This is a genomic window from Candidatus Blochmannia sansabeanus (nom. nud.), assembly GCF_059935345.1.
Genome location: NZ_CP011795.1, coordinates 712,487 through 727,090, shown reverse-complemented (window position 1 = coordinate 727,090; position 14,604 = coordinate 712,487). Strand labels below are relative to the sequence as shown.

The window sequence follows — 14,604 nt, the reverse complement described above, 5'->3', positions numbered from 1 at the left end:
ATGAATATATAAAATAACTATATGTTAAATAGATTTCTACACAAAAACTGTAAAGACAGTGTATCTAGTAGGGAAACAATTCTACAACATGTCTTATTAAACATTATCTAATGTTTAATAAGACATTGGTTTCGATAATCATTATTGATATCGGTGCGGTAGTTCAGATGGTTAGAACATCGGCCTGTCACGCCGAGGGTCACGGGTTCGAGTCCCGTCCGCACCGCATTTTAATTGTGTTACTCGTTAAATTGTATAAGGGGTGTAGTTCAAATAGGTAGAACGTCGGTCTCCAAAACCGGGTGTTAGGAGTTCAAGTCTCTTCACCCCTGTTATATACCTCTACATAAAAAATTTAAAATTTATAATATAAAGTTTAATATTTATATAATTTATAAACATATATATTTAATATATATAAAAAATATCGTATGTTTTGTAGTTTTATTATTTATATTTTTTATAAATGATAGTTATTATCCTATATTTTTATAGATTTTTACATGATTTGAATATAAAAACCAATTATACAAATTGAAACGTATAAACATTTAAAAAATATAGTATGATTAAAATCATACCGTGTTATATGATTATTTTTCTTAAAAAGTATACGCTACTATCTATAATTAAAAATTATTAATAAATAATAAACGGTTATAGATCTATTTATAAAATAGAACATATAAAAACATACTATACAATCAAATACATATCATTCCTTATTGAAAATATCCACTAAAACGAGAATATTAAAATAAAACAGAATTTACTATTGTTAGTTAATATTAAGAATACCAAATACTTCTATTTTTTATGAGCACGATGACTATATGTATTTATTATAAAAATTTTTATATTTAAGCAACATGGAAATTACTGTTTTAAAAATTACTGCTAGTTTTTAATAAAACATATTATAAAATACAATATTATTAACCATTAAATTTCAACACCGATATAACAAAAAATTAATTTTCTATATAATTATTTGTTTATTTAAAACATAAAAAATAAATTTTAATTTATACACAGCAATATTGTATTTTAAACTAATGATATTAGTATGTTGTACAACTACACTGATACATAACCGAACACTTATATTGATATCGCAGATATAAATATTATAAAGATTTTACTAAAATAGAAATTATTTTAATATAAATACAATGTATTATAAATATTTCAAATCTATTTAAATCTAATAAAAATATGTAATTTCATATGATTAAAATTAATTTAAAAAAATCGATCACTTATTTATGAATAATCTAACTTAATTATTATTTAATTTATACAAATCACACGAGGAAATAAATATGAACGGAGCTCAGTGGATAATAAAAGCACTGAGAGACAAAGGTGTGGATATTATTTTTGGTTATCCAGGTGGGGCGATCATGCCAATATACGATGCATTGTTTGATTCTGAAGTAAAGCATTTATTATGTAGACATGAACAAGGAGCGATTATAGCTGCTATAGGATATGCTAGAGCCACCGGGAAAGTTGGTGTTTGCTTTGCCACTTCTGGGCCAGGAGCTACCAATCTTATCACTGGACTAGCTGATGCGTTATTAGACTCTATCCCTATAGTAGCGATTACTGGACAAGTAGGATTGGAATTTATTGGTACTGATGCATTTCAAGAAGTGGATGTATTAGGATTATCTTTAGCTTGCACTAAACATAGCTTTTTAGTACATTCATTAAGTATGATACCTGGTATTATCGATGAGGCATTTTTGATTGCTTCTAAAGGAAGACCAGGTCCAGTATTAATAGATATACCAAAAGATATCCAATTATCTACCGAAAAAATAATACCTAAATATTATGTTAATAACAAAAAAAATATTTGTAGCATCAAAGGTAATATAGAAAAAGCTCGTGTATTAATGCTTCAATCATACCAACCAATACTTTATATAGGTGGAGGAGTGGGCATGGCTCAAGCAGTGACATCATTACGTACATTCATTTCTAAAACAAAAATACCTACTGTAGTAACATTAAAAGGAATTGGTGCACCAGATTATACAGAAGATTGTTATTTAGGAATGTTAGGTATGCATGGCAATCAAGCAGCTAACTTAGCAGTGCAAAAATGTGATTTACTAATTGCAATTGGAGCTCGTTTTGATGATCGAGTAACTGGACAGTTACATACTTTTGCTCCACAAGCAAAAGTAATTCATTTAGATATTGATCCTGCAGAATTTGGCAAACTACGTTTGGCTCATGTTTCTTTGTCGGGAAATTTAAACGATTTATTATTTGCATTAACACAATCCCTATCTATTAATGAATGGAGAATAAAAGTAAAATCTTTAAAACTCAAGTACCGTTGGTCTTATCAATCAACTGATGACAAAATTTACGCACCAGCCTTATTACGAACGATTAGTGAAAACGCTCCCTATGATACTATTGTAACTACAGATGTTGGGCAACATCAAATGTGGGCTGCCCAACACATGCAATTTAATCGTCCAGAAAATTTTATTACTTCTGGAGGACTCGGAACTATGGGATTCGGAACACCTGCAGCTATCGGAGCTCAAATTGGACGACCCAACCATATGGTAATATGTATTTCTGGCGATGGATCATTTATGATGAATATACAAGAACTTGCCACTATTAAACGCAAAAGCCTACCTATTAAAATTGTTTTATTAGATAACCAACGTTTAGGAATGGTTCGTCAGTGGCAACAATTATTTTTTAATAAACGTTACAGTGAAACTACATTAACAGATAATCCCAACTTTCTTGTTTTAGCTAAAGCATTTGACATTCATGGATTACGTATTACTCACAAATCTCAGATATCAAATGCAATTAATTCATTATTTATGCACACAGGTGCTTTTTTGTTACATGTACTAATCGATGAATATGAAAACGTTTGGCCACTAGTTCCACCTGGTTCTTCAAATGACGCTATGTTGGAGCAGTAATATGATATATTATTCTTTGTGTATTAAAGCTAGATTTTGCCCAGAAGTGCTTGAACGTATTCTTCGGGTTATACGTCATCGTGGTTTTGAATTACATACGTTAAATATGTCGTCACATCATAAGTGTCATAACAAAAAAATAAATATTTTTTTAACTGTTTCCAGTAATAGAGCAATATACTTATTATCTGCTCAATTAAATAAATTGACGGATATATACCATATTGAAATCCAATAAGTTCAATGATTGTTTAAATGAATATTATATTTGACTATATCACTAAGGAAGAAATCAAATGAATACAGCAAATTTTATTTGGTTTAATGGAAATATCATCCCATGGCAAGAAGCTAAAATACATGTAATGTCTCATTCCTTGCATTACGGATCATCAGTATTTGAAGGTATGAGATGTTATGATTCATATAAGGGACCTATTATATTTCGTCATCGCGAACACATACAAAGATTGCATGACTCCGCAAAAATTTATCGTATACCCATTTCTTGGAGTATCAACAGTTTAATGCAAGCATGTAGAGTTATTATTCGTGAAAATAATTTAATTAATGCATATATTCGTCCTATAGTATTCATTGGAGACGTAGGAATGAAAATCAACCCAGACCCTGGATATACCGCAGACGTTGCTATAGCAGCTTTTCCTTGGCTATCTTATTTAGGAGAAGAGTCTTTAACACAAGGGATTGATGTGATGATATCTTCTTGGAACAGAGTACCAGCAAATACTCTTCCAAGCTCAGCTAAAGCTGGTGGAAATTACTTATCATCCATGTTAATTAGTAACGAAGCTTACAGAAATGGTTATCACGAAGGAATTGGGTTAGATATATACGGTTATGTTTCAGAAGGTGCTGGTGAAAACTTATTCGAAGTTAAAAATAAAATTATCTTAACACCACCACGTGCCTCTTCTATATTACCTGGAGTTACACGAGATTCTATTATTAAATTGGCAACAAACATTGGTTTAGAAGTACAAGAACAAGTGTTATCTCGTGAGTCTTTGTATACAGCTGATGAAATATTTATGTCAGGTACTGCTGCAGAAATAATCCCGATACGTAGCGTAGATGGCATTCAAATAGGTACTGGTAGATGCGGACCCATTACTAAAAAATTACAAAATTTATTTTTTAACTTATTTACTGGAGTAACTGAAGATTTATGGGACTGGTTAGATTCAGTCAATTAATAATTGAACATGCACATTTATAAAACATTGGAGTTTAAATATATGCCTCAATATCGCTCTGCTACTACTACGCATGGTCGTAATATGGCTGGTGCTCGAGCATTATGGCGCGCTACAGGAATGACCACCAAAGATTTTAATAAAATGATTATTGCTGTAGTAAATTCATTTACCGAATTTGTTCCTGGTCACGTGCATTTACGACATGTAGGAGCACTAGTTTCTGAACAAATTAACATTCATGGAGGAGTCGCAAAAGAGTTTAACACTATTGCTATAGATGACGGAATTGCCATGGGACATAGTGGTATGCTATATTCTTTACCATCTAGGGATCTTATTGCTGATTCAGTAGAATATATGATCAATGCTCATTGTGTTGATGCTATGGTATGTATTTCCAATTGCGATAAAATAACACCTGGAATGTTAATGGCAGCATTGCGCTTAAATATTCCAGCCATTTTTATATCAGGTGGCCCAATGGAATCTGGCGCAATAACTCTATCTAATAAAGATATTAAGCTTAATTTAATTGATGCAATAACTTATGCTGCAAATCCTAATATTTCTAATATTGATCAACAAAAAATCGAAGAAGAAGCGTGTCCTACATGTGGATCTTGTTCAGGAATGTTCACTGCAAATTCTATGAATTGTTTAACAGAAGCATTAGGACTAGCTCAGCCAGGAAATGGATCATTGTTAGCTACCCATTCTGATCGAAAAAAATTGTTTTTAAATGCTGGTAAATATATCGTCCACTTAGCAAAATCTTATTATGAAGAAAATAATTACTCTGTTTTACCTCGTAATATAGCTAATAAATCTTCTTTTGAAAATGCAATGATGTTAGATATTGCAATGGGTGGATCCACCAATACCGTGTTACATCTACTTGCAGCTGCACAAGAAGGAGCAATAGATTTTACTATGGCAGACATTGACAGATTATCTCGAACAGTACCACATTTGTGTACAGTAGCTCCAAATACTCAACAATATCATATGGAAGATTTTCATCGAGCTGGAGGAGTAATGGGTATACTTGGTGAATTACATCGTTGTGGCCTACTACATAGTAACACACGCAATGTGTTACATCAATCTTTATCGGAAACATTATTAAAATATGATATTGTTTCCTGCCATAATAATACCGATCCAAAAAATATGTACGCTGCAGCACCAGGAGGAGTACGTACTACACAAGCCTTCACTCAAACAAACAGATGGGCTTCATTAGATGTAGATCGTTGTTCTGGTTGTATTCGTTCTCGCGAGCATGCTTATAGTCAAGATGGCGGATTAGCAGTATTGTACGGAAATCTTGCTGCAGATGGTTGTCTTGTGAAAACTGCTGGAGTTCATATAAACCTTCAAAAATTCTGTGGCCCAGCTAAAGTCTATGAAAGTCAAGAAGAGGCTGTTCAAGCAATTCTAACAGGCAATGTACATCCTGGAGATATCGTTGTAATTCGATATGAAGGCCCAAAAGGAGGACCAGGTATGCAAGAAATGTTATATCCAACATCTTTTCTTAAATCTATGAGTTTGGATTTATGTTGCGCTTTAATTACAGATGGTAGATTTTCAGGTGGAACGTCCGGTTTGTCTATTGGACACATATCTCCAGAAGCAGCTAATAAAGGATTAATCGGCTTAGTACATAACGGAGATATAATTAATATTAATATCAATACACGTAGTATTATTTTAGAAGTATCTGAACATATACTAAAAACAAGGTATGAATTGGAAATGGCTCGAGGAACTAAAGCATGGACCCCAATCAACAGAAATAGAAATATACCTACTTCTTTAAAAGCATATGCTCATTTAGTAACAAGTGCAGATAAGGGCGCTGTTCGCGATAAATCTAAGTTATTGGGATAATTTTATAAATGAAAAAAATTAATTATTTTCTTAATACTCCCTGCCCAGCAGAATATCTACGAATTGCTTTACGTTCTCATGTATATGAAGTAGCTCAAATAACACCATTACAAATTATGAGCAAATTATCACAACGTTTCGAAAATATAGTGTTAGTAAAACGTGAAGATAGACAACCAGTACATAGTTTCAAGCTACGTGGTGCTTATGCCATGATTTCAAGTCTTAATAAAACACAAAAATCTTCTGGAGTTATTACAGCATCAGCAGGTAATCATGCTCAGGGAGTAGCTTTTTCTGCTACTCATCTGGGTATAACATCTTTGATTGTAATGCCTACAAACACTGCAGATATAAAAATAGACGCAGTACGTAATTTTGGTGGAAAACCATTATTGTGTGGAGCTAATTTTGACGAAGCTAAAATTAAAGCTATGTCTCTAGCTGATAAGCATCGATTAACCTTTATTCCTCCATTCGATCACCCAACGGTTATAGCAGGTCAAGGAACATTAGCGATGGAATTATTACAACAAGATGCTCATTTAGATCGCATTTTTGTTCCAGTAGGAGGAGGTGGATTAGCTGCAGGTGTTGCTGTGCTAATTAAACATCTTATGCCCCAAATAAAAGTTATAGGAGTTGAGTCATCAGAATCAGCTTCTTTATGCGCTGCATTATCAGCCGGAACGCCAGTATGGTTACATAAAGTAGGGTTATTTGCAGAAGGAGTAGCAGTACGATGTGTTGGAAATGAAACATTTCGTTTATGTAAAAAATATCTAGATGATGTAATCACAGTAGATAATGATGCAATTTGTGCTGCAATAAAAGATTTATTTGAAGATGTACGCGCTATAGCTGAACCTTCAGGTGCTTTAGCATTAGCTGGAATGAAGAAATATATTCAACAATATGCAATACGAGGTGAAAGATTAGCTCATGTTCTTTCAGGTGCTAATATAAATTTTCACGAATTACGTTACATTTCAGAACGTTGTGAGCTAGGAGAACAACGAGAGGCATTAATGGCAATTACTATCCCAGAAAAAAAGGGTAGTTTTTTAGAATTCTATAAAATATTAGGAAATAGATCGGTAACAGAATTTAACTATCGTTATAATGGATCTAAAAAAGTTTGTATTTTTATTGGTATACGTTTGCAAAATGGATATTCCGAAAGAAAAATAATAATACAAGAAATACTCGCTAATGGTTTTCAGGTCGTAGATTTGTCTGATGACGAAATGGCAAAATTACATGTCAGATATATGGTAGGGGCGCATTTATTCCAATCTTTACAAGAACGAATTTTCAGTTTTGCATTTCCAGAAGCTCCAGGAGCATTGTTGAAATTTCTTTATACTCTAGGAACTAATTGGAATATTTCTCTGTTTCATTACAGAAATCATGGTACTGATTACGGACGTGTTTTAGCTGGATTTGAATTATCTAATCAAAAAGAAGAAGAAAAATTTGAACAATACCTATCTAAATTAGGATACGAATGGCATGATGTCACAACTAATCCAGTGTTTGGAGTATTTTTAAATTAAAGGTTATTTTTATACAAAATTATTGAATTATTTTAACATTATTTAAAAAGGTATTTTATGGCTAATTATTTTAATACACTAACTTTTATGCAAAAATTAAAACATTTAAAAAAATGCCGATTTATGAGTTACACTGAATTTTCTGAAGGAATTCAATCCTTATTATCCAAAAAAATAGCTATAATAGGTTGTGGATCTCAAGGATTAAATCAAGGTTTAAATATGAGAGATTCAGGTGCAAATATTGCATACGCTTTACGTCGAGAATCTATTATTAACAAGCAAGAATCTTGGTCAAGAGCAACACAGCACGGATTTACTATAGGAACTTATGAAGAAATTATTCCAACATCAGATATTATTATTAATTTAACTCCAGATAAAAACCACACAACAGTAATAAAAAAAATAGAACCTTTAATGAAACATGGATCTGTATTAGGCTATTCACATGGATTTCATATTGTAGAGGTTGGAGAAAAAATTCGTCCAGATATCACTGTCATAATGGTTGCTCCAAAATGTCCTGGTACAGAAGTTCGTCAAGAGTATCAACGAGGATTTGGAGTGCCTACCTTAATTGCCGTACATAAAGAAAACGATGCATATAATATAGGCATGAAATTAGCAAAATCCTGGGCATTTGCACTTGGTAGTCATCGGGCTGGAGTATTAGAATCTTCATTTGTAGCAGAAGTTAAATCAGATCTTATGGGAGAACAAACCATTTTGTGTGGAATGCTACAGGCAGGATCAATTCTTTGTTTTGATTATATGATTAATAATGGTATGGACGCTGGATACTCGGGAAAATTTATTCAATATGGTTGGGAAGTCATAACCGAAGCATTAAAACACGGAGGTATTACATTGATGATGGATCGATTATCTAATACTGGTAAAATACGCGCTTTTACATTATCTGAAAAATTAAAAAATATATTAAAACCAATTTTTGAAAAACATATGGAAAATATACTGAATGGGATATTTTCTGAAGAAATGATGTCGGATTGGAAGAATAATGATTCTAAATTACTTGTTTGGAGAAAAAAAACTAGTCAACTCCCGTTAGAACAAGCGCCAAACTCTCAACAAGAGATTCTGAATCAAACATATTTTGACCACGGAATATTAATGGTGGCTATAGTAAAAGCAGGCGTAGAACTGTCTTTTGAAACAATGACACAAGCCGGTATAGCACCAGAATCAGCATACTATGAATCATTACATGAATTACCTTTAATTGCAAATACTATAGCTCGAAAAAAATTATATGAAATGAATACGGTAATTTCCGATACTGCAGAATATGGTAATTATTTGTTTTGTAACGCAGTAGTTCCTTTATTAAAAAAAACTATAATACCTAATTTAAAAAAAGGAGATTTAGGTACATCGCCTGAAGAAATTAAAATAGATAATATTACTTTACGTAATACTAATGAAATAATTAGAAATCATGCAATAGAAAAAGTCGGAATTAAATTAAGAAGTCATATGCAAAATATGAAAAATTTATAATTTGTTAGTCGTCAATAACTCAAACCGTGATTATACATTGATTTCAAGTAATTATCTTATTACCACGAAGAATCGTTTAGATGATCTAAATAAATTTTTTAAGCAAAAGTAATAAAAAATTACATATTACATAACTAATTATGTAAACGACAGTAAATACCAATTAATTCAAGATATATACTAAAATAAATAATTATTACATACGCACACAACAATTAACAGAAAACAAGTTATAAGGAGAACGAATGAATCATATAGTACATTTGACAGATTCTAATTTTAAAGAAAAAGTGTTAAACTCTATCAATCAAGAAAATAAACCATTTTTAATTGATTTTTGGGCTGAATGGTGCAATCCCTGTAAAATAATGATGCCTATCTTAGAAGACATAGCCGTAGAATTTCATGATAAACTAAAAATAGCAAAATTAAATATAGATGAAAATCCAATAACTACTAAAAACTATGGTATCCGAAGTATTCCAACGTTATTGTTAGTTCATCATGGAACAGTGTTATCTACTAAAATAGGATTGTTATCTAAACAAAAATTACAAGAATTTTTAAAACCGTATATATAAATTCTACACTTATTACCTTTAATGCTTGTAATTTTTAAAATTTATCTTATATGTTAGTAGACGTTTCTTTAGGATTATAGTAGAATGGCAACTCGTTATTTCGTAATTAATCATAAATTTATAATTTTGTAATAATGATTAAAAGCGTAATCATCATCGTAATGGTAACAATAGAGATTGTATAACGTAAATAAGATAGGTTAAACATAGACATATTTTCTAATATAGTTATGAAAATTACTGGTGAATTAAATCATATTTTTTATACATGGTAATTCAATAATAAAAAAAGTAGCATTTGATTATGCGCCTGTTCTTGATGAACTTTAAGAATGGGTGTATAATCAAGCGCCGTCATTTCTATAAAAAAATGATCATTTATTGTGTTATACAATAGACCATATCTCTTTAATACCAGCGGTATTGTATACCTCCAATTTAAGAATCCATAATTATGAATCTTACAAAATTAAAAAACATACCAGTTTCTGAGCTAGTACACCTTGGGGAAAGTATGGGTCTAGAAAATTTAGCACGTATGCGCAAACAAGATATTATTTTTGCTATTTTTAAACAACATGCTAAAACTGGAGAAGATATTTTTGGGGATGGCGTATTAGAGATCTTACAAGATGGTTTTGGTTTTCTGAGGTCTAGTGATAGCTCCTATCTTGCAGGTCCAGATGATATTTATGTATCTCCTAGTCAAATTCGTCGTTTTAACTTACGTACTGGAGATACTATTTCTGGAAAAATTAGACCCCCAAAAGAAGGTGAACGTTATTTTGCATTACTTAAAGTAAGTGATGTAAATTATGATAAACCAGAAAATGCCCGCAATAAAATTTTATTTGAAAATCTCACCCCATTACATGCTAATTCTCGATTGCGTATGGAGCGGGGAAATGGGTCTACAGAAGATCTAACCGCAAGAGTATTAGATTTAGCATCACCGATTGGACGTGGTCAACGAGGTTTAATTGTAGCACCACCTAAAGCTGGAAAAACTATACTTTTACAAAATATTGCGCAAAGTATTAGCCACAACTATCCAGACTGTGTACTGATAGTACTTTTGATAGATGAGCGTCCGGAGGAAGTTACTGAAATGCAACGTTTAGTACATGGAGAAGTAATTGCATCTACTTTTGATGAACCAGCTTCTCGTCATGTACAAGTGTCCGAAATGGTAATTGAAAAAGCTAAACGACTAGTAGAACACAAAAAAGATGTCATTATTTTATTAGATTCCATCACACGATTAGCTAGAGCCTACAATACTATTGTGCCTTCATCTGGAAAAGTGCTGACAGGAGGAGTTGACGCTAACGCTTTGCATCGCCCAAAACGATTTTTCGGAGCTGCTCGTAACATGGAAGAAGGAGGAAGTTTAACTATTATAGCTACTGCTTTAATTGATACTGGATCAAAAATGGATGAAGTGATTTATGAAGAATTTAAAGGAACTGGAAATATGGAGCTACATTTATCAAGAAAAATCGCTGAAAAACGTGTTTTCCCAGCAATTGATTATAATCGATCTGGAACTAGAAAAGAAGAATTGTTAACTACTCAGGATGAATTGCAAAAAATATGGATTTTGCGTAAAATTATCCATCCAATGAGCGAAATTGACGCAATGGAATTTATGATGAATAAACTATCTATGACGAAAACTAATGATGAATTTTTTGATATGATGAAACGATGTTAATTTATTATAATAACTGTAATCTCTATATTAGAATATATTTTAAGAGATAAATCACCCGCAATCTTTTATATTAGTTTTATTTCACTAAATTTAGCTTTAAAACTTATTTAAAAGCTGTTTGCATTTTTATATTATGTATTATATTATGAACATTGTGTCATTACATATATAAATTAAATTTTAATAATTTGTTTGTACATAAATAGCAATTTGGTAAACTTGTATACTAAATATAAGTAGTAGGCATTTTGTATTCTTTGTTGTATCTTATTAAAATTTTAAATAATCTATGACTACATTGCGCAAATAATTCTTTAGAGAAACATAAAAACCTATAAAATAGATCTTTGTTTCTATTAAATACTTGTTTTTATATCATTGCACTTAATAAATATTAAGTTAGAGATTGTTTATATATAAAACAACTACATTTGATTAACCAAATACATCTTATTCGGTGTAAAGATGAATTGAATATGTACGCTGAATCAATGCGTCCGTAACTCAATTGGATAGAGTGTTGTCCTCCGAAGACAAAGGTTTCAGGTTCAAATCCTGTCGGACGCATTGATTTATTAAAAATTTTATGAAAAAATTAAGATTAATCTATGGAGGTGATTGTAGCTCAATCGGTAGAGCTCTGGATTGTGGTTCCAGCAGTCGTGGGTTCGAATCCCATCAATCACCCATTTACCTATTTTAAAAATAAAATGCAAATATAACATTAAGCGAAGGTGGCGAAATTGGCAGACGCACTAGCTTCAGGAGTTAGTGTCTTTACAAAGACGTGAGGGTTCAAACCCCTTCCTTCGCAAAAATCATTCTCTAGTTATACACAATAAATAATTAGTTAATTATCATCAAACTCAGCACAGATACTAGTAGATACAATATAACATACGCAAAAACCACCTACACAAACTTAATATAAATTATCGGCGAGTGGCGCAGCTTGGTAGCGCTCCTGGTTTGGGACCAGGAAGTCAGAGGTTCAAATCCTCTCTCGCCGATTCTTTATAAACTACATAAGAATTTTTAAATATCAATACTGTATTGTATTTCATAAAATTTATATTTTTAATCAAAGCCAACTATTTAGTATGAATTTAATATCCATATTCCAAGATTAAGAGTTGTTAATTAAAACATGAGCTAATACATCGTTATTTGCCGAACTTGCTATAATAATATCTGTCCAACCCAAGCTCTTAGCTAACTTAGCTAAACGCAAGCTTACTACTATAAGTCTGCATCGTATTAGCCAAGATGTACGATAAAATTGAGGAATTAAATAATATAACTGTTTTAATATTTCTCCAGAAGTCACCACTACCGTTTTAATATTTAATTCCAACAATTTATATAATTGCTCTTCTCCATTATACTGCAACAATTGTCTACAATAGCATTCACAAGATAACACTAACGCTCCTCTTTTCTGAAGAGTATCGTCTAAAACAGTACACCCATTATTACCTCTTAAAATAAGAACACGTTTCCCATAACTATAAATTAATTCAGGTAATTGTAATAAATTTTCACTTGTTTCTTTACCTTTAGGATATTTTGAAACAATTCCCGATAACTTATACATCTTTATGCTAGTTGCACGACCGATAGAATAATATACTAATTTAGTAGGCCAGGATATTCCTATACTAAGTAACTGGTTATGAGCATATTTAATTGCATTTTGTGATATAATGCATAATAAATCTCCTGTAGAAAGTAGATTTAATCGTTGTTCTAAAAAAGACAGCGTTTTTCCTGCAGAAAAACAAATTAACGGCAAATGATATGCGCGTTTACCAACAGAAAGTAATTTATTTACTAATTTTTCTCCATATGGAGACGGTCGAGTAATTAAAATGCTCATACTTAATAACTATATCAAATTTTGCTGATATACATTCATAGTCAAATATGTTACTTTTTAAATTGAATCAACAAATCTTCAGCAAGAAGACATCCCAGGGTTTCTGCTTGATCCAAAGGTGCTCGACCTTCAGTACGAATAATTTTACTACCATCAGGCAATCCAATAAGTGCACGTAGCCATATTTTATCTCCTTCAATTTCAGCATAACTAGCAATTGGTAAATGACAATAACTTTCTAAATAAGTAGTGACAGCACGCTCTGCTTGAATACGTAATGAAGTTTCCCGATGATATAAAGGCGACAACAAAGATAAAGTATCAGTATCACCCAATCGGCATTCTATAGCTATAGCACCTTGACCCATAGCTGGCAATAGATCAGATGGATCGATGTGAACACGAATATATTGACTTAATTCCAATCGATTCAGTCCAGCTACAGCTAAAATGATTGCATCATATTGATCATACTGTAATTTTTTTAATCTTGTATCTATATTACCTCGTAAGTTATTTACTATTAAATCTGTGCGTTGAGCGCGTATTTGACATTGTCTACGTAAACTTGACGTGCCTATTATGCCACCAATAGGTAATGTATCTATATTAGAGTATTTTAAACTAACAAAAGCATCACGTGGATCATTTCGTTCACAGAGAATTGGAAGAATTAACTCATTTGGTAAAGGTACTGTAATATCTTTCATAGAATGAACAGCAATATCAGCACGAAAATCTATTAATGCACGTTCCAATTCTTTAATAAATGCCCCTTTTTTAATGTTATTCCTTGGGGCTACATTTAAAAATTTATCTCCTGTTGTTACAATAGGTATCAACTCTATTTGTATAGCTGGATGATAACGCTTTAATTCATTATAAACATATTGAGCTTGACAAATAGCCAATCGACTTTTTCGCGTAGCAATTCTTAAGATTTTAGTATTCATCACTATAGTTATACTAACAATGGAACATATGATCTTTTAATTTATTAATATACATGTAATTATTTTAAAAATTAAATAACAAAATAATATGTTGATTTTAAATTTTGATTTTGTGTATCGTAACATTTTAATATAGACTAATTACGAAAATTAAAATAATCAATTGTATAAAAGGTTATGTATTCAAATTATTATCTAAAATATTTTAACATTATTACATTTATATTTTAAATTTTATATTCATATCTCTTTTACAAATATTTATAATAAAAATATGCTACAATATTATTTATTAATAAATAATTTATTTATTTATATTGT

The 14,604-nt window shown here is 31.3% G+C and carries 10 protein-coding genes and 6 tRNA genes; 14 read left to right on the top strand and 2 right to left on the bottom strand.

Going from position 1 to position 14,604, the window contains the following annotated elements; genetic code table 11:
- The first annotated feature begins 152 nt into the window (after positions 1–152).
- The 14 genes from Bsans602_RS03090 (at position 153) to Bsans602_RS03025 (ending at position 12,464) form a co-directional block, all read left to right on the top strand.
- A tRNA-Asp gene (locus Bsans602_RS03090) sits at positions 153–226 on the top strand.
- Positions 227–258: 32 nt separating this feature from the next.
- Positions 259–332, top strand: a tRNA-Trp gene (locus Bsans602_RS03085).
- A 990-nt stretch (positions 333–1,322) separates the two neighbouring features.
- The gene (gene ilvG, locus Bsans602_RS03080; RefSeq protein WP_500837047.1) at positions 1,323–2,966 is read left to right on the top strand and encodes an acetolactate synthase 2 catalytic subunit; all 1,644 of its coding nucleotides are present in this window, start codon (positions 1,323–1,325) and stop codon (positions 2,964–2,966) included.
- A gap of 1 nt (position 2,967) precedes the next feature.
- Positions 2,968–3,204 (top strand): acetolactate synthase 2 small subunit, encoded by a 237-nt coding sequence (gene ilvM / locus Bsans602_RS03075; protein ID WP_500837046.1) that lies wholly within the window; start codon positions 2,968–2,970, stop codon positions 3,202–3,204.
- Between the two features lie 58 nt (positions 3,205–3,262).
- The gene (locus Bsans602_RS03070) at positions 3,263–4,183 is read left to right on the top strand and encodes a branched-chain amino acid transaminase (RefSeq protein ID WP_500837045.1); all 921 of its coding nucleotides are present in this window, start codon (positions 3,263–3,265) and stop codon (positions 4,181–4,183) included.
- A gap of 42 nt (positions 4,184–4,225) precedes the next feature.
- Positions 4,226–6,079: a dihydroxy-acid dehydratase gene (ilvD, locus tag Bsans602_RS03065; RefSeq protein ID WP_500837044.1), complete on the top strand. Its 1,854-nt coding sequence runs from the start codon at positions 4,226–4,228 to the stop codon at positions 6,077–6,079.
- An 8-nt stretch (positions 6,080–6,087) separates the two neighbouring features.
- The gene (ilvA, locus tag Bsans602_RS03060) at positions 6,088–7,635 is read left to right on the top strand and encodes a threonine ammonia-lyase, biosynthetic (protein ID WP_500837043.1); all 1,548 of its coding nucleotides are present in this window, start codon (positions 6,088–6,090) and stop codon (positions 7,633–7,635) included.
- 57 nt (positions 7,636–7,692) lie between these two features.
- Positions 7,693–9,159 (top strand): ketol-acid reductoisomerase, encoded by a 1,467-nt coding sequence (gene ilvC / locus Bsans602_RS03055; protein ID WP_500837042.1) that lies wholly within the window; start codon positions 7,693–7,695, stop codon positions 9,157–9,159.
- Between the two features lie 245 nt (positions 9,160–9,404).
- Positions 9,405–9,740, top strand: coding sequence for a thioredoxin (gene trxA, locus Bsans602_RS03050; protein ID WP_500837041.1), 336 nt, complete (start codon positions 9,405–9,407; stop codon positions 9,738–9,740).
- Positions 9,741–10,194: 454 nt separating this feature from the next.
- Positions 10,195–11,454, top strand: a complete 1,260-nt coding sequence (gene rho, locus Bsans602_RS03045; protein ID WP_250232491.1) for a transcription termination factor Rho — start codon at positions 10,195–10,197, stop codon at positions 11,452–11,454.
- A gap of 493 nt (positions 11,455–11,947) precedes the next feature.
- A tRNA-Arg gene (locus Bsans602_RS03040) sits at positions 11,948–12,021 on the top strand.
- 47 nt (positions 12,022–12,068) lie between these two features.
- Positions 12,069–12,141: transfer RNA gene (locus Bsans602_RS03035), tRNA-His, on the top strand.
- Between the two features lie 41 nt (positions 12,142–12,182).
- Positions 12,183–12,268: transfer RNA gene (locus Bsans602_RS03030), tRNA-Leu, on the top strand.
- A 122-nt stretch (positions 12,269–12,390) separates the two neighbouring features.
- Positions 12,391–12,464: transfer RNA gene (locus tag Bsans602_RS03025), tRNA-Pro, on the top strand.
- A gap of 116 nt (positions 12,465–12,580) precedes the next feature.
- On the opposite strand, the gene hemD is transcribed toward Bsans602_RS03025, so the two are convergent.
- Together hemD and hemC are read right to left on the bottom strand one after the other, a co-directional pair.
- The gene (hemD, locus tag Bsans602_RS03020) at positions 12,581–13,330 is read right to left on the bottom strand and encodes a uroporphyrinogen-III synthase (RefSeq protein WP_500837040.1); all 750 of its coding nucleotides are present in this window, start codon (positions 13,328–13,330) and stop codon (positions 12,581–12,583) included.
- Positions 13,331–13,380: 50 nt separating this feature from the next.
- Complete coding sequence (hemC, locus tag Bsans602_RS03015) at positions 13,381–14,283, bottom strand: hydroxymethylbilane synthase (protein ID WP_500837039.1); 903 nt, start codon at positions 14,281–14,283, stop codon at positions 13,381–13,383.
- Positions 14,284–14,604 lie beyond the last annotated feature (321 nt).